Annotated in this window: 20 protein-coding genes; 17 read left to right on the plus strand and 3 right to left on the minus strand. The window is 44.9% G+C overall.

What is annotated here, in order from left to right; all coding sequences use genetic code 11:
* Positions 1-46 precede the first annotated feature (46 nt).
* From O9X84_RS06305 to O9X84_RS06345, 9 genes are read left to right on the plus strand one after another with little or no spacing between them, the layout of a single operon-like run.
* Entirely contained in the window at positions 47-1,225 is a 1,179-nt protein-coding gene (locus O9X84_RS06305; protein WP_269518802.1) for a beta-ketoacyl-ACP synthase, read from the plus strand.
* A gap of 1 nt (position 1,226) precedes the next feature.
* Positions 1,227-2,039 carry a beta-ketoacyl synthase chain length factor gene (locus O9X84_RS06310; protein WP_269518803.1) on the plus strand — a complete coding sequence of 271 codons (813 nt, stop codon included), beginning with the start codon at positions 1,227-1,229 and terminating at the stop codon, positions 2,037-2,039.
* 7 nt (positions 2,040-2,046) lie between these two features.
* Positions 2,047-3,618, plus strand: coding sequence for an NAD(P)/FAD-dependent oxidoreductase (locus tag O9X84_RS06315; RefSeq protein ID WP_269518804.1), 1,572 nt, complete (start codon positions 2,047-2,049; stop codon positions 3,616-3,618).
* Complete coding sequence (locus tag O9X84_RS06320) at positions 3,618-4,208, plus strand: hypothetical protein (protein ID WP_269518805.1); 591 nt, start codon at positions 3,618-3,620, stop codon at positions 4,206-4,208. Before O9X84_RS06315 ends, O9X84_RS06320 begins: the two co-directional genes overlap by 1 nt.
* Positions 4,201-4,587: an ApeI family dehydratase gene (locus tag O9X84_RS06325; protein ID WP_269518806.1), complete on the plus strand. Its 387-nt coding sequence runs from the start codon at positions 4,201-4,203 to the stop codon at positions 4,585-4,587. The genes O9X84_RS06320 and O9X84_RS06325 overlap by 8 nt, the downstream gene beginning before the upstream one ends.
* Positions 4,584-5,333 carry a glycosyltransferase family 2 protein gene (locus O9X84_RS06330; protein ID WP_269518807.1) on the plus strand — a complete coding sequence of 250 codons (750 nt, stop codon included), beginning with the start codon at positions 4,584-4,586 and terminating at the stop codon, positions 5,331-5,333. Before O9X84_RS06325 ends, O9X84_RS06330 begins: the two co-directional genes overlap by 4 nt.
* Complete coding sequence (locus O9X84_RS06335; RefSeq protein WP_269518808.1) at positions 5,330-6,340, plus strand: LpxL/LpxP family acyltransferase; 1,011 nt, start codon at positions 5,330-5,332, stop codon at positions 6,338-6,340. The genes O9X84_RS06330 and O9X84_RS06335 overlap by 4 nt, the downstream gene beginning before the upstream one ends.
* Positions 6,341-6,342: 2 nt before the next feature.
* Positions 6,343-6,795, plus strand: a complete 453-nt coding sequence (locus O9X84_RS06340; protein ID WP_269518810.1) for an ApeP family dehydratase — start codon at positions 6,343-6,345, stop codon at positions 6,793-6,795.
* 12 nt (positions 6,796-6,807) lie between these two features.
* The gene (locus tag O9X84_RS06345) at positions 6,808-8,043 is read left to right on the plus strand and encodes a beta-ketoacyl-ACP synthase (protein ID WP_269518811.1); all 1,236 of its coding nucleotides are present in this window, start codon (positions 6,808-6,810) and stop codon (positions 8,041-8,043) included.
* Positions 8,044-8,100: 57 nt separating this feature from the next.
* Here the strand turns inward: O9X84_RS06345 and O9X84_RS06350 are convergent, their stop codons facing one another.
* Positions 8,101-9,471 carry an AMP-binding protein gene (locus O9X84_RS06350; RefSeq protein WP_269518812.1) on the minus strand — a complete coding sequence of 457 codons (1,371 nt, stop codon included), beginning with the start codon at positions 9,469-9,471 and terminating at the stop codon, positions 8,101-8,103.
* Positions 9,472-9,727: 256 nt separating this feature from the next.
* Here O9X84_RS06350 and O9X84_RS06355 point away from each other — a divergent pair, with 256 nt between their 5' ends.
* The 8 genes from O9X84_RS06355 to O9X84_RS06390 are packed head-to-tail and all read left to right on the plus strand — an operon-like array spanning position 9,728 to position 16,800.
* A complete protein-coding gene (locus tag O9X84_RS06355) occupies positions 9,728-10,666 on the plus strand; it encodes a chorismate transformation enzyme, FkbO/Hyg5 family (RefSeq protein ID WP_269518813.1) in 939 nt (312 codons plus the stop codon).
* A 31-nt stretch (positions 10,667-10,697) separates the two neighbouring features.
* Positions 10,698-11,507: a lysophospholipid acyltransferase family protein gene (locus O9X84_RS06360; protein ID WP_269518814.1), complete on the plus strand. Its 810-nt coding sequence runs from the start codon at positions 10,698-10,700 to the stop codon at positions 11,505-11,507.
* A 9-nt stretch (positions 11,508-11,516) separates the two neighbouring features.
* The gene (locus tag O9X84_RS06365; RefSeq protein ID WP_269518815.1) at positions 11,517-11,771 is read left to right on the plus strand and encodes an acyl carrier protein; all 255 of its coding nucleotides are present in this window, start codon (positions 11,517-11,519) and stop codon (positions 11,769-11,771) included.
* Between the two features lie 5 nt (positions 11,772-11,776).
* Positions 11,777-12,196 carry an acyl-CoA thioesterase gene (locus tag O9X84_RS06370; RefSeq protein ID WP_269518816.1) on the plus strand — a complete coding sequence of 140 codons (420 nt, stop codon included), beginning with the start codon at positions 11,777-11,779 and terminating at the stop codon, positions 12,194-12,196.
* Positions 12,189-12,878, plus strand: a complete 690-nt coding sequence (locus O9X84_RS06375) for a LolA family protein (RefSeq protein WP_269518818.1) — start codon at positions 12,189-12,191, stop codon at positions 12,876-12,878. Before O9X84_RS06370 ends, O9X84_RS06375 begins: the two co-directional genes overlap by 8 nt.
* A 16-nt stretch (positions 12,879-12,894) precedes the next feature.
* Positions 12,895-15,207, plus strand: a complete 2,313-nt coding sequence (locus O9X84_RS06380) for an MMPL family transporter (RefSeq protein ID WP_269518820.1) — start codon at positions 12,895-12,897, stop codon at positions 15,205-15,207.
* Positions 15,197-15,928 (plus strand): 3-oxoacyl-ACP reductase FabG, encoded by a 732-nt coding sequence (gene fabG, locus O9X84_RS06385; protein ID WP_269518821.1) that lies wholly within the window; start codon positions 15,197-15,199, stop codon positions 15,926-15,928. The genes O9X84_RS06380 and fabG overlap by 11 nt, the downstream gene beginning before the upstream one ends.
* Positions 15,929-15,987: 59 nt before the next feature.
* Positions 15,988-16,800 carry a hypothetical protein gene (locus O9X84_RS06390; protein ID WP_269518822.1) on the plus strand — a complete coding sequence of 271 codons (813 nt, stop codon included), beginning with the start codon at positions 15,988-15,990 and terminating at the stop codon, positions 16,798-16,800.
* 49 nt (positions 16,801-16,849) lie between these two features.
* Here the strand turns inward: O9X84_RS06390 and O9X84_RS06395 are convergent, their stop codons facing one another.
* Positions 16,850-17,608, minus strand: coding sequence for a hypothetical protein (locus O9X84_RS06395; protein WP_269518823.1), 759 nt, complete (start codon positions 17,606-17,608; stop codon positions 16,850-16,852).
* Between the two features lie 470 nt (positions 17,609-18,078).
* The gene (locus O9X84_RS06400) at positions 18,079-18,465 is read right to left on the minus strand and encodes a Na+/H+ antiporter subunit G (RefSeq protein ID WP_269518824.1); all 387 of its coding nucleotides are present in this window, start codon (positions 18,463-18,465) and stop codon (positions 18,079-18,081) included.
* Between the last annotated feature and the right edge of the window lie 45 nt (positions 18,466-18,510).

An 18,510-nucleotide genomic window follows, 5' to 3' on the forward strand; every position in this document is an offset into this window, starting at 1 on the left:
ATATGGTTAAAGGTTAATTCCTGTGCCAACGTAGACCCACGAGAAAATGAAAATACACATAATCGACTACGAAACCTGCTCAGCAGCAGGTTTAAACCTCAAGACGCTAAGAACCTCTCTTAAAAATCACGAAAGTGGACTTGTTAAAAATAATCTTCCCGGTTCAGATCTAGATACTTGGATAGGTGTTGTCGAACAGGTCAACAACGTGAGTGATTTAGGCCGTTGGCAGAGTCGCAACAATGCGCTGGCTGCACTGGGTTTCGAACAAGGTACTATCCGCCAGACCGTCTCAGGACTAATTGGTAAATTTGGTGCAGCCAGAGTGGGGCTGGTCATGGGCTCAAGTACCTCAAGCATCGACCGTACTGAAATGGCTTATACAAAATTGGATGAGTCGGGCAACTTAACTGAGCAATTTAAACAGCCTTTGGTTCATAATCCACATGCTCTCAGTTTGTTTATGGCTCACCTGACAGGGATTACCGGCCCCTCACTCACTATTAATACAGCTTGCTCATCCTCAGCGAAAGTCTTTGCGACTGGAGCTCGGTGGCTGGAAACTGGTATTGTTGATGCCGTGTTGGTAGGTGGCGTGGATACATTGTGTTTAAGTGTACTGCATGGTTTTAATTCCCTGCAGTTACTGTCTCCTAATCCATGTAAGCCCTTCGACCAGTACCGTGATGGTATCAACCTTGGTGAAGCTTCAGGCTTTGCCGTTTTACAAAGGTCCTCAGAAAGCAGTAACGGTAGTGGTATCAATCTGACAGGCTACGGTGAGAGTTCAGACGCTTATCACATGTCGCATCCTCACCCTGAAGGATTAGGAGCCAGACTATCAATGACTCAGGCATTAAAACAGGCAAATCGAGAGGCTGCTGAAATTGATTATATCAACTTACATGGTACTTCAAGTCGTGCTAACGACCTGATCGAAGGGCAGTTAATTTCTGAATTATTTCCGAATACAACCCGATGCTCGTCAACCAAAGCATGGATGGGACATACCCTCGGCGCGGCTGGTATAACCGAAGCAATCATAGCCATGGATACCCTGAATACCAATATCATTCCAGGCTCCAAAAACCTCGAAACCCTTGATGAAGCCTTATCTCTTTCAATTAAGGCTTCTGATGAACATAAAGTGTGCCAGCACGTTATGACTAACTCTTTTGGTTTTGGCGGCAACAATTGCACGCTCTTGTTTAGCAGGTCAGAATAAAATGCAAGCAAAAGAACTAAAATGCAAAATCGTAGGCGCCGGCGCCTGGGGCAGCTACTTTAATAGTTGGGAATCACTGCAGCAATTACTTGGTGGCGAACCATTACCAGAAACAAAAAACAAAGGCCCTAAACCTTCTATCATTCCTGCTAATGAACGTCGCCGGGCACCATTACCTGTGCGTCTTGCGGTAGAGAGCTCATGTCAGGCAACCCAATCGGCCGGCCTTGAACCGAATACCCTTACATGCGTATTTGCATCAGGACTTGGTGATACAGAACTCACCGACTACATGTGCAAAACCCTAGCGTCTGAATATAAGGAATTATCACCAACTAAATTCCATAACTCTGTTCATAATGCGCCGGCAGGTTACTGGACAATCAGCACCGGCACTATGAGTGCAGCCAACTCTGTCGCGGGATATGAGGAATCAGTCCCTTTAACGTTACTTGAAGCCTTCATTCAGTGTGTTACTGAACACAAACCGATGCTTGTTACTTTCTACGATGCACCGGTAGCAGAAGTCCTTAGGCCAATTCTGAGTAATCAGGAGACTTTCGCATTTTCGTTGGTTATTTTACCTGCGGACGCAGAAATAGATGGCATTGAGGTTACCGCTGAGGTAACCGCAGCAGACCAACTTGCCTGGCCAGCCCTACAAAGCAACAGTGATTACATCACTTCAATGTACGCAGACAATCCAAGCGCTAAGATCTTATGTCTGGCAGAATTAATAACAACTTCAAACGGCAGCAAGTCAGTGACCATGCCCCTGAGTCAGGGCACGTCAATTTCTTTCACCCGTACGTAGGTAAGTTATGAAACACATTAATACGGATATCATCATCGCGGGCGCTGGGCTGGCCGGAATGAGCCTGGCTCTGCAAATACTGAACCGCACGCCATCGTTAAGCATTACAATCATCGAAAAGAATACTTTTCCCGTCCACGATACCACCGCAAAGGTCGGCGAATCGACGGTAGAGATTGGCGCCCATTACTTTACAGACGTGTTGGGCCTCGACGCTCACTTTAAAGAAAAGCATTTGCGTAAATACGGACTACGGCTATTTTTTGGCAACGTGGATGGCGATTACAGCGAGTACGATGAGCTCGGGGTAAGTGAACTTTTCGGTATACCGGCTTATCAGATTGAGCGCGGTACATTAGAAAACTACCTTCATGAACTGCTCACCAGTAAAGGGGTGAATATTGTTGACGGCGCCATGCTGGGTGACATATCACTTGGTGATAAACAACACACCATTGAATGTACCCAAAACAACGGAGCCTTTTCTTTCACTGCTCGCTGGCTGATAGACGCCGCCGGTCGTCAGGCCCTGCTGAGAAATAAGTTACAATTGCAAAGCTCAACAGGCCATAGGGGCAACGCGGTATTTTTCCGAATTGACAGGCGCGTTATCATTGATGAGTGGTCTACGGATCCGGCCTGGCAGAGCCGCGTTAGTGAACCAGGCAAACGTTGGCTTAGTACCAACCATTTGATGGGGCCGGGTTACTGGATTTGGATAATTCCACTGGCTTCCGGTGCCACCAGCTTTGGCATTGTTATGGATGATCAGGCCCTAGCTGAAAGTGGTATTGAATCATTTGAAGACACAATGGCTTGGCTCGAAAAAGAGCATCCGCTATGCGTCAAAGCTATTCAGGGTGCTGAGTTGCTCGACTTTAAAGTGATGCAGGGTTATTCCTACGGCTGTAAACAGATGTTTAGTGATCAGGGCTGGGCAATGACCGGGGAAGCCGGCGCATTCGCCGATCCATTCTACTCACCGGGTAGCGACTTTATTGCACTGAACAATACGTTTATTACGCATCTTATCGAGCGCGACTTTAACGATCAGGACATCCGCTTTGAAAGTGTTTTGTTCCACAAGTTTTACGACTCCTTTTTTACTAATACGCTGTCTCTTTACAAAGATCAGTATGGTGGCTTTGGCGATCGCAAAATGATGTCGGTTAAACTGGTTTGGGATTACACCTATTACTGGGGGGTTTTCGCCCTGCTCTTCTTTACCGATGCTATTGGCAATATTGAAACCATGCGCAGAATCACGCCGGATCTCATGAAAACGCAAATGCTTAATCAAAGAATGCAAAGACTGCTTAGTGAACGTGCCAAAAAGCGTTTGGTCCTGCCAGCTAAAGGGGTATTTATGGATCAGTTCCTAGTGCCTTGTTTAGTCGAGCTGAATGATATTCTGAAAAAGCCGAATGTTGATGTAGCCAAAACACTGTCAAAGAACATCGCCATAATGGAAAAAGTGGTGCCGTATTTTGAAGACATGCTAAGTGACAATGCATCAATGGATATCAATGAGGAAGAAAGGGCTATTCTGGGTGATTACAGGTTAAGCGTACTAGCCTGATGAGCAGTGGTGTACCGCGTAGCGCAAGAGATTTACTACCAGGGTTAATTTTTCTGGCTACCCTCGCTTATCCATTTTTAGTGTACTTAAACATCGATTCGATTGAGCCGGGTTGGTTTGGTGTGGTGTTGTTGTTACTGGCAATATTTCGCCTTGTAGTGACGGGAACAAAGCGCCAAAGCAGCGACTGGCTTATCACCGCGGTAATCGCAGTTTTCTGCAGCGCTATTATCATTCTCGAAAGTGAAACATTGCTGAAATGCTACCCTGTGATGATGAGCCTTAGCATGGGCCTAGCATTTCTCTTTTCACTAAATGACAAACGCAACCTTATTGAACGGTTTGCCGCTGCCGGAGGCAAACAGCCACCAACACAAGCTCGAGGCTACTTACATAAACTCTGCATAGTATGGGGGGTGCTGTTGTTGTTTAATGGTGCAGTGGCGGCCTGGACTGTGTGGTTTGCCAGTCTGGCTGTATGGACCTTATATAATGGGTTACTATCCTACCTGCTCATTGCCGGACTCGTTGTGATTGAGTTGGTGTACCGAAATTACTATAAAAAGAAGCATAATATTGTCAATGAGTAACCAAGCGAAGGCTTTAGACGCCTTGTTTAAGCCCTCTGAAGGGCCACAAATCTTCAGCGTTGATTCGGCTAATAATACTGTATTAATTACATTGTGTGTCCCAGATAAATTAAAATGGTTTGACGGCCACTTCCCTGAACAAAAAGTACTGCCAGGCGTTGTACAGGTTGATTGGGCAGGTAAAATTGCCCGGGCACTGTTTGTTCAGGATTATGCCTTTCAACAACTGTCTAATATAAAATTTAAAACCATGGTGATGCCGGATACCGCCATGCAGCTTGAATTAAGTTTCAACACGGCAAAACATAGCATCAAATTTACTTTTTTTAACGAAACTGACTCGTTTTCTACGGGCAGTTTTAAGTTTATTCCGTCATGAGATACTGCATAATCGTTCCACATTATAAACACGAAGTGTTATTTGAAAAATTTCTTCCGGCGCTAGCATCTCTCAAGCTGCCATGTATTGTTGTTGACGATGGCAGCGGCGAGCAGAGTGTTGGAACAGTGAAAAAGCTGCTGGCCGAATATCCCGACTTTCATTTAGTGCAACACCAGACTAATCGCGGCAAAGGTGCTTCAGTGATTACAGGTTGTTACCATGCCAGTGCCATGGGGTTTAGCCATGTATTGCAACTCGATGCCGACGGTCAACACAATATTAATGACGCGCAAAAACTGCTTGATTACAGTAATCAGCATCCTGATTCATTTATCTCTGGTCAGCCTTACTTTGATGAAACTGCGCCGTTTGCCCGCAAATACGGACGCAAAATCACAGATTTCTGGGTCGCCCTAGAGACTTTGTCGTTTAAAATTAAAGACGGGTTATGTGGATTTCGCGTGTATCCGATAAAGCAGATTGAGCGCGTATTTGATAATTACTATCTCGGCCCGCGCATGGATTTTGACCCTGAATTATTAGTTAAGGCTGTGTGGACAGGAATTGATCTTCACTTTATTCAGACCAAAGTCATTTATCACGAAAATACCGTGTCGCATTTTCACTACCTAAAAGACAACCTGATGCTTATCAGACTTCACGTCAGACTGATGTTTGGCATGTTGGTCCGCCTGCCCAAGTTGCTTTATGTCCGCCTGAGTTCATTACTTGGTAAGTCATGACAGTGGTGGGAAAAAATAACGATATCAACCAGGATCACTGGTCACAAACCAAAGAAGCGGGCACCCTAGCAGGCATGCGATTTGTGTACTTTCTCTACCGCTTGTTCGGCCGTTGGATATTTACCCTGATCATGTATCCTGTAGCACTGTACTTTGTGCTCTGTCGGCCAGATCAGCGCAAAGCTTCGCTTAAATATCTGAGAGCCCATTATCAATGCAAGCCACAAGCGTGGCCGAAGAAACCGGGCTACTATCATGTGCTGTTGCATTTTCACCATTTTGCTGAAGTTATCTTAGATAAGCTACTCGGCTGGCTGGATGAAATTAAACAAAGTGACTTTGTTCTGGCCTCTCCGAAAACCGTTGATAAACTTTTAAATGATTCACGCGGTCAACTCATTATAGGCTCACACTTTGGCAATCTCGAGTTTTGCCGGGGCTTTATGCACCGTTATAACCACCACAATAAAGTCATCAACATTCTGCTTTACGACAAACATGCAGGCAACTTTGTGAGGATGATGCAAAGCCAGAATGATGCTTCTCGTATGAATGTCTTTCAGGTTGATGAGTTCGATGTCACAACAATTATGATGCTCAAGGAGAAAGTCGACGCTGGCGAATGGATATTTATAGCCGGAGACAGAATTCCACTGAGTGGCATAAACCGTACCGTCAATATTAACTTTCTGGGCGCCCCAGCGCCGCTGCCAATTGGCCCGTATATGCTGGCAAAAGCGCTGGCCTGCCCGGTTAAACTGATGTTTGCTTATCGCAGCCCTAACGTTAACCAAAAAGTCTTGTTCGATGTCTTTGAACTGTGTGACAAACTGGAAATCAATCGCAAAACAAGGCAGCAGGACCTTACCGATTATGCCCAGAAGTTTGCCGATAAATTGGAGGAGCACTGCTCTGCGTCACCATACCAGTTTTTTAATTTTTATGACTTCTGGCAACCCGGCACTGATTATTCACAGTTAACCGGCCACAAACAGGAAGGGGTTTAGTTTTGCTTGATTCACGCTTTGACAGTCGATTGTTTGAACTAATACCTCATCGACCGCCTATGTTACTCATTAATAAAGTGCTCAAGGTCGATGAAAGGTCTTCTTCATCGTTAGTACTGGTTGATGAGGATTCATCTTTTTTTGAACCTGGTCATGGTGTGCCTTCCTGGATAGGCCTTGAATATATGGGGCAAACAGCTGCGTTGATTGCCGGTCATCAGTTGCAAAAGGGGCTGGTATCGCCCCATTTAGGCTTTCTTCTAGGGACCCGCGCTTATAAAGCTGAGTGCAGTTACTTTGAAAAAGGTGAATATTCGGTGCGTTGCGAAGAAAAAGCGATAGTCGGTGACGGGCTTGCAACGTTTGACTGCTTCATCGAAAATTACGACAAAACTTCACAAACAATAAAGTGTCTGGCGACAGCCAGTTTATCGGTATTTCGCCGTCAGATATAAAAAGGATGTACTTTGAGTAACCATAATTTCAGACGTGTCGTCATTACTGGTGCAGGCGTTGTTTCTGCGCTGGGCGATGACTGGGCACAAGTCAAAGCCACTATCGAGTCTAACAAATCTGCCGTTTGTTATATGCCAGACTGGCAAAAATATGAAGGTCTGGGCACTTACCTCGCTGCGCCTGTGCACAATTTCGAGTTGCCCTCGCACTATACTAAGAAAAGAAAGCGTAGCATGGGAAGAGTTGCACAGTTGGGCGTTCTGGCCACCGAACGAGCACTTGCTGATGCAAACCTGCTTGATGATCCTGTCATTCGCTCAAAGGCCACCGGAGTTGCCTATGGCTCAGCGACAGGTAGCAGCCAGGCAGCATTAGAATTCGCGCCCATGCTTGAAAACATGTCAACGTCGCGCATTAACAGCAGTACTTATTTGCGTATGATGACTCACACTGCTGCGGTCAATATCAGCGTATACTTCGGTACCCAGGGGCGTATGCATACCACATCGAGCGCATGTACTGCGGGTAGCCAGGCCATTGGGTACGCTTACGAAGCAATTCGTTTTGGCAAACAGGATGTCATGATCGCTGGTGGAGCTGAGGAATTATGTCCTTCACAAGCCGCCGTATTTGATACGCTGTTTGCGGCAAGTACTAAAAATGACACACCAGAGGCAACCCCCCGCCCCTATGACCGAGACCGTGACGGCTTAGTTTTGGGCGAAGGAGCCTGTACTCTGATCCTTGAATCGTACGAACACGCTAAAGCCAGAGGCGCAAACATTCTGGCAGAAGTGAGCGGTTATGCCACTAACACCGATGGCACCTTCTTGGTAAAACCAAACCTAGAAACCGTTACCCGGGTAATGATAGAAGCTATGGAAGATGCTGAGGTAACGCCTCAGCAAATAGGCTACGTGTCTGCACATGGTACAGCTACTCAACACGGCGATATTGTTGAAAGTCAGGCAACTTATCAAGTTTTAGGGGCAAAACCCGTAAGTTCGCTTAAGAGTTTCACCGGACACACTCTGGGCGCTTGTGGCTCATTTGAAGTATGGGCAACGATTAACATGATGAAGGACAAGTGTTTTGCGCCAACGCTTAATCTGGATAACATTGACCCAGAATGCGCACCATTAGACTATATCCAGCACGAGTGCAGAGAGATAACCACTGATTACTTTATGAGTAACAATCTTGCCTTTGGTGGCATTAACACCTCTCTCATTATAAAGCGCATATAACTTCGCTTTAGCTTTACAGGGAAAATAAGTCTCCCTGTAAAGCTAAACTATATTACTTCAAATGCGCGATTTTCTTAGCGATGCATGGAGCGCATCAACATTTTTTCTTAGCAATTTCCCGTTAGGCTCCCGCGGTAAAACATCCACCACATAAACCGGGCGTGGCACAAACGCGCTGTCCAAGTGCTGCTTTAAGAACGCTAGCAATTCGGCTTTTTCAACACCCTCTTTCAACGCCACAATAGCAACCAGTCGTGTAACCTGATTTGCTTCCTGTGGATAGAATACAATGCCATCTTCTAGTCCTTTATAGCGTAATAATGTCTGATTAATAGCAAATAACGAGCCCCGTTTTCCGGCAATTTTCACCAAATCTGACGTTCTTCCGGCTAGCACAAAGCGATTATCAGTCTGAAACTTTATAACATCTTGTAAAACAGTGGCTTCCGGCAGGTGTTCTGCAGTAACAGTTGTTGTGCCTGCCTGCTGCCCAAAAAATAATTCATCAAACTTCAACCAGTTATTATCAACGGCGGTCTGACGCACCGCCATCGAGCCGACTTCACTGCATCCATACACTTCTCTTAGCGGTGCCGAAAAGGCTTCTTCAATTTCTTTTGCAAGCTCAGCCGTGAGTGGCGAAGTGGCACATAATACGGAATGTAAAGGCTTGGCAGACTCAACACTGGCACACAGTGCCCGCAAATGGACCGGCGTGGAAATCAACATTTTGGGTTCGGGGAGCATCTCAAGACCCGCCAGAATATCTTGAGGAAAAAGCGGTTTTGCATCGCTCATACAGATATCACTGAACATTGACAGCAATATAGACGTCTCAAGTCCCCACATGTGTTGTGCGGGCACGGTCGCCAGTTGATAGACCGTCGCGGGACTATCCGGCATCATGAACTTATAATTAATGGCGCTACTGCGATGCAAGGTATGCCAGTACTTAAGGTTAGGCTTGGACTTTCCCGTAGACCCCGATGTAAAGCTTATACAGGCGAGCTGATCATTGGCAATCATTGGTACAGAACATTGAGGGTGGACATCTGATGCGAAAGAAACACTCAGAATATTAATGGCAGGCATGCCCCTCACAGCATCGCTTCCATCGTGGATGATATAGCATCCGTAATAATCTTCACTGAGTTCTTTTTGTGTAGCGGTATTTTTATTCGGGGGCAGTAAATTAACATCGCCGCGCAAAATTGCTGCGCAAAATCCCACTAAAAAAAGATAGCGATTTTCGCAAAGGTTAATTGCATATTTGCCAGTTGGCAAACACTCTGCAACTTGATAGACGTGCGTAACAAATTGAGTTGTACTGATTAAGCGGTGCTCTAATCCAATCACTTCAATTGGGTGAGTCAAGTAGGCAATGTGATCATTTGGTCGGCGTGAAACTAAGGGAAATGTATTTGACATGAAATTATAATTTAAAAAGTGTTCCTAAATAGCGAACAGTTGAGTAACCATTACCGTATTCGCTTTATTTTCCAAAGGCGCTAGTTTAAACTACTACAAAACTAAAACCTAACATTGAATCAAGGAATGGTTGCTCGATAATTGCGAAATTTCTGCTGACTAAATCGAGAGTAGACCTCATATATACCAGGATGGTTTCTTCATTTATTAGCTGGAAATTGCTCTTTGTAGAGGTAATACCACATTTCGTTTTGTCATGCTAAAACATCAATTCAACGCCGCGTCAGTAGAACAATTAGTTGCTGACGACTCCACGTTATCCATAATACCTTCAGCTAAGCAGTGCCAACCATTTGAACCAAGAATGATTACTACTGGACTCGAAGACGCTACTTTTATGTCAACGAACGAGCAGTGGATATCTTCAACCTCTACCGTTCGAGGTCAGACAGAAAAAACACATTGGTCAAAAAACAATGAGATTATTTGCGTCGCGCACTGGCTCAGCAAAAACGATTGCAAAAATATTGAGAGAAACACACAAAACGCATATGAATCAATATTGTCAGTTATGACTGATCATGGATTTACTTATCCTTTCCGTTTTTGGAATTATTTACCCGCTATTAATGAAGGAACCGGTGATGAGGAGCTGTACAAAAAATTCTGTACGGGTCGCCTCAGGGCGTTTGAGAACGCTGGCTTAACTCCTGAGAATTTCCCAGCAGCCTCAGCGTTAGGTCATCATTCAGATGGTGCTGTCATTTATATGTTTGCAAGTAAAGTTACACCACGGCATTTCAAAAATAATCAGCAAATTAATGCGTATGAATATCCGCGACAGTATGGTGTAAGCAGTCCATCATTTGCTCGCGCAACCTCGATAACACTTAATAATAAGCATTATCTATTTATTTCTGGTACAGCGAGTATTGTTGGTCATCAGACGCTCGGGGTAAATGACCTTGAAAAGCAATTAGAGGTTACACAAAGTAATATCGAGCATCTGCTCTCTAGCGCTAACCCTGAAAATCTTTCATTATCAACTTTTAAAGTTTACGTCCGCCACCCTGAGGATGTGCCATTCGTAAGGGACTGGCTGGAAGCCCGATATCCGAGCGTTGCAATGCTGATTACCATTGCAGACATATGCCGCAAAGAATTACTGGTCGAAGTAGAATGTTTTTGTATTTGACAATTTGCCAGCATTGCAACGGAAGGGCCTGATGACGCAACTCAACCGCTTGCTTAAAGTGTGGCAAGTTAGTTCCGCCGCATTTTGTTACTTTCTGTTTGGACTTGGCGCTTTGATTGTGGGCATTTTTTTCCGTTTGCTTAGCCCACTGCCTTTTATCCCAGCCGCCAAAAGGCAACATATGATTCGTTGGAGCGTCCATAAAGGTTGTCTAACGTTTATTAGGATCATGCGCTTTTTTGGTTTGATTCGATACTCCTTTGACGTGAACTCAATGAAGCAAGCTCGCACTGGGCATATAGTGATTGCCAACCATCCGTCACTTATCGACGTCGTATTGTTACTGGCGGTCAATGAGCAGATGTGCTGCTTTGTGAAAAGTGCGGTGTGGGAAAGCATTTTTACCGGCGCAGTGGTTCGCCAGGCGGGCTACATCCCCAATAACGCTGAGCAAGTGCTGCCAATGGCAGCCGCCAAGCTGAAAGCAGGAGAAAATATTCTGATTTTTCCTGAGGGCACTCGCACAAAGGAAGATAACGTTATTAGGTTTAAACGCGGTGCAGCTAATATGGCCGTTGCTGTTAATGCGGCTATTCTGCCCATTGTGATTGAATGCAACCCAAGGGCACTTAAAAAAGGCGATAAGTGGTACAATATTCCCTCTGGAGGTCCGAAATTTAAGTTAGTCTCGAAAAATCTGATTACCCTTGAAGATTGTATTGACACAAGCCTGCCAAGGCCGAAACAATACAGGCAACTCACAAGTTATCTGGAAAGTTATTACGAACGTCAGCTTGTTGCGGTTTCAGATACAAACATTCCTCTGAAAAATAAGAATTAGTGAAATAATATGAACACAGAAAAAGAAATTATCCTTACCCAAGTGCGTGAAACCCTAGTTGAACTATTTGATCTTGAGCCGTCTGAGGTGGTACCTGAAGCAAAGCTTTTCGAAGATTTAGATATCGATAGTATTGATGCCGTAGACTTGTTAATTGATCTAAAAAAGACTACCAAAGTGGAGCTTACCCCTGCACAGTTCAAACAGGTTCGCACCATTGAGGACGTTGTTGACGTATTAGCCGAACTATCAGTTAAGGCGTAAAAATCATGAAAAAAGTAAGCCTGAATATTGATATTCCTTTTTTTGACGTTGATGCGTACCGGGTTGTATGGCATGGCAATTATCCGAAATATATTGAAATGTCCCGTTGTGCATTATTGTCGGAAATTGGCTGTCCTTACAGTGTGATGGAAGAACACGGTTTCTTCTTTCCAATAGTTGATATTCAGGTTAAATACGTTAAGCCACTTTTATTTGAGCAAAAAGTGGTTATCGAATCATGGCTGACAGAGTGGGAGAACCGCCTCAAAATAAGCTATACAATTAAAGACAGGGCAAGTGGTGAAATATACACCAAAGCCAAAACCACCCAATTTGCAGTCGCGATGCCAGACCAAATCACCCAGTTTGAGTCTCCTCCATTTCTGATCGAAACTATTAATGCATGGCTAAAAAAGCATGAATAAAATTTGGCTGGGGGTTATTCTCTATGTGCTGCTATGCGGTTTGTTTCCACGTTTTTTACAGGCCTCGCCTCGCCAGCCTGATGAAGCAGCGTTGCTGGCGGAGATAGTCCCATCTAACTGCCATTTCTCTGGGCATTTTTCACAACAGAAGAAAATTCAAGGCGTGCCGGTACCTCTCACTTCAATCGGCGACTTTTACTACTCCTGTGATCTTGGCTTGGTCTGGCACACCCAAACGCCTTTTAATGAAGCCATTCTCTATGTAAACAGTAGCAATAACTTCAGGGCTGATGCCGATGGCGTACTGACGCAATTAACCGGTACCACACGATACATAATGTCGAATTTTTTTGTGCGTTTACTCAAGGGTGATACTAGCTACTTTATTGACGAGTTTGTCGTTTCACAGGGCGAGCGAAGCAAGATGGTAACATTGCGCCCCGAAAGTGAATACATTCGCAAAGGACTCGATGCTATCGTAGTAAGCAAAACGATTGACCAGACCAACGAAGTGTCATTGAATATCGAGGTTCTTGATGCTACTGGCCAGCGCACTACCGTACTAATTAATGCTATTGAGCATTATGATATCGATGGTAAACGAGCCGCTTACGAACAATGCGAGGTTCATTACTCAGACACACCATGGTGTCAGGTTTTACGATCTCCTCCCCGCTACTGATAGGTAATTGGTACTCATGAAAAGCCTGCTGTTGCCGCGCACGTTTATCCTTTTTGTTATCCTTGCTGCAGCTGTATTTGTATTGAATATCCAACACCTGCAGATCGATACGAATCTCAATGATTTGAACCCAACGCAAATTAGAGAACCTGGCTTAAAGAAAGCTATTGATAACTTAACTAGCGATGTTAGTCAGCGCTTTACGGTGGTGATCAAGGGCGAAGATAAAAAAGCGGTGCTCAACAGTAAAACAACCCTCCAAGAGAAACTCAATGCATTTCCAGAATTAACCGTTATTAAGGATACCGCCCTGCAAGGTGACTTAGTCGGCTTGCTGTCTGCTTATCGGTTTAACCTTTTGTCAGAGGACCAGCGCCAGTCACTTCAAGTAAGCAGTAATCAACAAATCTCAGACAGTGCATTGCGTAAACTCTATCTGATTGGTGATGGCGTCAGGCTTATACCTTTTGAACAGGACCCGCTAGGTTGGTTTTCAGATTATCTAATGACCAACTTTGACAATGAGGATATGTCCTTCCAGTCGTCCAATGTAAACCTCAAAGATCAAACCACGTCTTTTTCCGTGATTTTCAGCACCTTTCCAGTCGGTATGTCAGCGCAACAGTCTGTTTATAGCCGGATTCAGGCGGTGGAAAACCAGGTTAGCCAGCAACATAACGTTACCATTTTGCGCTCTGGAATGTTCTTCTTTGCCGTAGACTCGGCGCAGTCTGCAAAAGCCGATATTCAGCTTATTGCGATAGGCTCTGTGGCTGGCATATTGCTGTTAATGATGTTAGTTTTTCGTTCATTACTTCCCTTGCTTTTGTCGTTAAGTTCCATCGCAATTGGGATTGGCTTCGGCGTAATTACCAGTACTCTGGTTTTTGGTTCCATTCACGTTCTAACCATCGTCTTTGGTGCCAGCCTCATTGGAATTGTAGTCGATTACTCATTACATTACTTTTACCATTATCTGGCTCACCGGCACGTTTCAAACTCAGCTCACTCAAACGTATTGTTCCGAGCTATGTTGTTGAGTGTTGTCACATCTTTAGTGGGATACGGTGCATTGGGTCTATCTGATCTTCTGATCCTGAAGAAAGTTGCCTTGTTTTCATGTTCGGGCCTGGCGATGGCCTGGCTAAGCGTCATGTTATTGGGTCCGCTAGTCATTCGCCGACCTATCGAAGCACGTCAGTCACTGTTAAAAGGGATTATCCATGGATGTCAAAAAGCCCTAGGGCAGCGCCCTCGCTTATTAGTACTTGCTGGGCTCACTCTCAGTGCTGCCTGTTGTGGCTATATTTATTCCGGAAACCTCAAAACTAACGACGACCCACGGCGCTTCTTCCACGTCTCTGAATCCTTGTTAAGCCAGGAGCAGGAAATCGCTAAATTAACTCAGATTTATGAACCAGGACGCTATTTACTGATCCGAGGGAATAGCTCTGAGGCAATATTTACTGCTTTAAACTCTATCAATAACGCTCAAGGTGTCGAGTCCCATGCCATTATCTCCGTTGCGAACTACTTACAATCTGAGCATCAACAACTCAAAAACTACACACTGCAAGCTAAGCTATACGAAGATGGCGGTGCCCTCGATACGTTCGCCGCTACCATTGGCATTGCCCCAAAAATCAGTGAACAGGTAAAGCAGGATTATAAATTAGCTGCAGGCAACCCTCTTCGCTTTAATGAATTACTCAAGCACGTGCCGACGTTACCACCTTTGTGGTTCGAGCATGCAAACACCATTTACAGCTTCGCCCTGATTAAAAAAGGCAGTAATCTAGCAGCCATCGAGGCGGCCAGCATCACAATTGATGGGGTGGAGTATGTCAATACATTGGCCAACGCCAGCAGCGCATTAAAAGCCCAGCGAGAAACTGCTACAAAATTGCTATTTTTAGCTTATGCCCTGATTGCGCTGTTGCTTGGTGCATACTATCGAAAGGTGTCAGCCGTGTTAATGTTACTTATCCCTGCTTCAGCCAGCCTCATAGCCATCGCACTGGTTTGCGCACTGGGACACCCCATTAATGTGTTCCATGTCATGGCGTTATTTTTAGTACTCGGGTTAGGCATGGATTACATTATATTTGCCAAAGAAATGACCAGCCACCCTGACACCGCTCAACAGGCCATTTTGCTTTCAGCCGTTACCAGCCTGTTGTCATTTGGACTCCTCGCATTCAGTTCAATGCCGATTGTTCAGGCCTTTGGTAGCATTATACTCATTGGCAATACCATTAATTTTATAGCAGCAATCAGCCTGTTCAATACTAATCAGACTACATACGAGAAAGGAAATTATGGCCGATAAAAAACGAATTCTGGTCACCGGTGCCAGCAGTGGTATTGGTAAAGCAACCGCTTATAAGCTTGCCGAGCAAGGGTACGCCATCGCCGTTCACTACCGCAGCGGCAAGGCTTCAGCCGACCAAGTAGCCACGGATATTGTTCAAAGTGGTGGCACAGCCGTTACCGTGCAGTTTGATATTGCTGACCGGGAAGGCACGAAAGCGACCATCGAAAATGATATTGAACAAAACGGTGCGTACTATGGCGTAGTTTGTAATGCCGGTGTCACTAAGGATACCGCGTTTCCAGCGATGACCGGCGAGGAGTGGGATGGCGTAGTACATACCAATCTCGACGGCTTTTACAATGTTCTGCAACCTACTATTATGCCCATGATACGTTTGCGTAAGGGCGGCCGCATTGTCACGCTATCATCGGTGTCTGGGCTAATGGGTAACCGGGGTCAAACTAACTACAGTGCCTCTAAAGCAGGAATTGTAGGTGCCACTAAAGCATTAGCTATCGAGCTTGGTAAACGTAAGATCACGGTCAACTGTGTCGCCCCCGGTGTTATTGAAACCGGTATGATAGAAGGCGCAGTGGCAGACGAAGCTAAAAAAATGATCCCGCTGGGGGCATTTGGTCACGTCGATGATGTGGCAAATACCATCAGCTTTCTAGTGTCAGACCAGGCAAAATACATCACCCGACAAGTTATCAGTGTTAATGGTGGGATGTACTAGGCGAAGTCACCTGCTCTAGCCGCATTAAATAATAATGATCTCATAAAAAGGAGTGTCCAATGAGACGAATCAGCGCTGCCTTTATGGCTTTTACTCTCTCTTTCAGTGCTATGGCCGAATTGACTGACGGCCAGCAGGAAATAGCAGACCAGCTACTATCAGGGGATATAAGACAGCTAAAATCCGCATCCCAACGTATCTTTAAAGATAAAATCAGTAATTCGGAACTGTTAGACATTGTCGCCGAAATTCTGCTTACCAAATACCCTGAAGCGTATTCCAGCGAAGTTGACTCTCTGGCATGGCTTGCTCGTGCCTTGGGCGCTTCAGAAAATGGCCGCTATTACGATGTACTATCAGAAGTGGTAAGCAAAACGAAAATCGACAAACTCGAGCGCCACGCGGATAAAGCACTGGATAACTTACCCAGCGCATCAAGTGAGCAATATGTAGCGGGCATGTACACACTGCCAGAAGGCGCTTTCGAAAAAGAAGAGTCGTCAGAACTGGTGGCCCGTTTAAAAAAATTGATGCTGGCTGGCGATCTCGCTTCGTTAAAGCAAGCAGCCAAAGAGATTGTTAGCACCAGAACCGCTGATCAGGAGCTCACTGATATTGCTGCCGAGGCGTTATTGCGGAATTATTCTTCGGCCACCAAAGCGCAGATTGATACATTGGCCTGGTTAACCAATGCCATTGGCAGCACAGGCCTCGCGCGCTATAAGAAGGTGTTGCAGGAAGTCGAGGACAACAGCGATTTCAGAAAACTAAGTAAATACGCCGAAAAGAACAAAGCTAAACTGGCTGAGGATAATGTCGTGCAATATCAACAAGGAATGTTTGACGAACCCATGGCCGATTACACTTACTAAGATGATAGCTGGTGGCCATAGAAAGGTAACTTTGTCTGGCTATCATACTTCATTGTCCTTCGAAAATTGTCTGCTTTCTTCTGGGGTAGCGACCTAACACTTCCTTTCCAGGCTCCCAGAAGGGTAGCTGCCCACTGAGAACGGCCATGCGATAGTAGTGAATTGGCCACATATGCGCAGTTCCCTGATAGTGTTTGTCTGCTAGTCTCAGCGCACTGACGTCAAAGGTATGAGTATGCTCTACCGGAACATTACTTCCCGGAATATTATCATGGATGTCTATATAAGCGTCGCTGACGTCTGCACAGGAACCAAAATGTTGTGTTCCGTAATGCCACTGAAATCCACTATATGGGCCTAATGGATCAAGGTAAGTTGTGTGAACAAACAGATCAGGGTTGAATTGCTTTAGCGTTTCACAGTAACCATAAGCCATAAATGCGCCTGCACTGTGTGCGATTATGTGAACTTTTTTTAGCCGACTATGTTCAACAAGCTCCCTACCCAGTTGATGGCCTATTCGGCGAGCATTATTAGCAACTCGAAAAAGGTTAGTTGAATAGTCATACCAATCGACTGTTGCCACCTGCTGTTTATCGGTTAATACCGATATTTCAAGCGCTTTTGCAAAAGCCGTAGGCCAGGTATCTGGAGAATCGTCTTTACCGTGAATTAAAATTATCAGTTCGTCTTTATTGTCACTGACAACTGGCGCTTCAACGTTGAACTTCACAGGCCAAGGAAAATAAGAAAAAACTAAAAGGCTTATGGTGATTAAGAGAAAAGGAACCGCGGGCCAGACAAACAAAATTATAAGCCAAGATTTTATAGTTCGTTTATAGAATACTTTTCTTAAAAATGCATACCTTGCCATACAACCGACTCCAATGGGGTATCAAATAATGAATGAGCACTATAAGCCCACCATTCTGCCTCGGACCATTTTTAATGGTATTAGGAAAACATCGAATGTTGTTGTCTGATATACATATGATCCGAGTAAAAACCCTACAAACGAATTTTCTTTTTTAGGGTACGATTAACTATACATAGTCTTAAGCAGACCTCTAATATTTCACTAGCCAATGCTTGCTGTCAGAAAACTAGTGATAGTGAATTTAGTCTCTATCCCAACTACTCGTTTCTGATCTCTGCGATTCGCTGAACTGTGATACCACTATAGCCTGTATCAGACCAAATTTACTACTGTTCTACCTTGCTGACATCGAACACGACTTTCTAAGCGCTTGCCGTAATTAGGCGCAAATATATATTGCTCTAGTTGTCACTGCTCGAACCAGCATCATCATCCACAGATTTTTGCTCTCTTGCCGTATCAACTAATCCTTCGTTTTGTGTCGGCTCCATAGTTTTTACTTTATGATGCATGGCAACTTTGGCCAGTATGTGTGCAGTTACCGGCGCAGTAATCACTAAAAACAGCGTGATCAGTAGTGCGTGAATATTGATGTAGCCTTGAAGATGAGACATGTAAATAACCGAGCTCAGCAAAATGCCTCCTAAGCCTACTGTAGTCGCTTTAGTAGGGGCATGAAGGCGTGTGTAGGCATCTTTCAAGCGAAACAAGCCTATTGAGCCCACCAGCACGAATATACCGCCAATCATAAGTAGAACTGACACGGTTAACTCAAGCCAAAAATTCATTACGTATCCTTATCCGCAGTCTATTCATTTTATTACTCATTCGAT

This window comes from Alteromonas sp. BMJM2 (assembly GCF_027257845.1).
Taxonomy (GTDB): Bacteria; Pseudomonadota; Gammaproteobacteria; order Enterobacterales; family Alteromonadaceae; genus Alteromonas.

What these genes read in the sequence shown, in the direction of transcription:
- O9X84_RS06400 (WP_269518824.1), bottom strand. Translation starts at nt 18,465, where the DNA reads ATGAATTTTTGGCTTGAGTTAACCGTGTCAGTTCTACTTATGATTGGC.
- O9X84_RS06370 (WP_269518816.1), top strand. Translation starts at nt 11,777, where the DNA reads ATGAAAAAAGTAAGCCTGAATATTGATATTCCTTTTTTTGACGTTGAT.
- O9X84_RS06335 (WP_269518808.1), top strand. Translation starts at nt 5,330, where the DNA reads ATGACAGTGGTGGGAAAAAATAACGATATCAACCAGGATCACTGGTCA.
- O9X84_RS06350 (WP_269518812.1), bottom strand. Translation starts at nt 9,471, where the DNA reads ATGTCAAATACATTTCCCTTAGTTTCACGCCGACCAAATGATCACATT.
- O9X84_RS06360 (WP_269518814.1), top strand. Translation starts at nt 10,698, where the DNA reads ATGACGCAACTCAACCGCTTGCTTAAAGTGTGGCAAGTTAGTTCCGCC.
- O9X84_RS06320 (WP_269518805.1), top strand. Translation starts at nt 3,618, where the DNA reads ATGAGCAGTGGTGTACCGCGTAGCGCAAGAGATTTACTACCAGGGTTA.
- fabG (WP_269518821.1), top strand. Translation starts at nt 15,197, where the DNA reads ATGGCCGATAAAAAACGAATTCTGGTCACCGGTGCCAGCAGTGGTATT.
- O9X84_RS06380 (WP_269518820.1), top strand. Translation starts at nt 12,895, where the DNA reads ATGAAAAGCCTGCTGTTGCCGCGCACGTTTATCCTTTTTGTTATCCTT.
- O9X84_RS06305 (WP_269518802.1), top strand. Translation starts at nt 47, where the DNA reads ATGAAAATACACATAATCGACTACGAAACCTGCTCAGCAGCAGGTTTA.
- O9X84_RS06375 (WP_269518818.1), top strand. Translation starts at nt 12,189, where the DNA reads ATGAATAAAATTTGGCTGGGGGTTATTCTCTATGTGCTGCTATGCGGT.
- O9X84_RS06310 (WP_269518803.1), top strand. Translation starts at nt 1,227, where the DNA reads ATGCAAGCAAAAGAACTAAAATGCAAAATCGTAGGCGCCGGCGCCTGG.
- O9X84_RS06365 (WP_269518815.1), top strand. Translation starts at nt 11,517, where the DNA reads ATGAACACAGAAAAAGAAATTATCCTTACCCAAGTGCGTGAAACCCTA.
- O9X84_RS06330 (WP_269518807.1), top strand. Translation starts at nt 4,584, where the DNA reads ATGAGATACTGCATAATCGTTCCACATTATAAACACGAAGTGTTATTT.
- O9X84_RS06315 (WP_269518804.1), top strand. Translation starts at nt 2,047, where the DNA reads ATGAAACACATTAATACGGATATCATCATCGCGGGCGCTGGGCTGGCC.
- O9X84_RS06390 (WP_269518822.1), top strand. Translation starts at nt 15,988, where the DNA reads ATGAGACGAATCAGCGCTGCCTTTATGGCTTTTACTCTCTCTTTCAGT.
- O9X84_RS06355 (WP_269518813.1), top strand. Translation starts at nt 9,728, where the DNA reads ATGCTAAAACATCAATTCAACGCCGCGTCAGTAGAACAATTAGTTGCT.
- O9X84_RS06325 (WP_269518806.1), top strand. Translation starts at nt 4,201, where the DNA reads ATGAGTAACCAAGCGAAGGCTTTAGACGCCTTGTTTAAGCCCTCTGAA.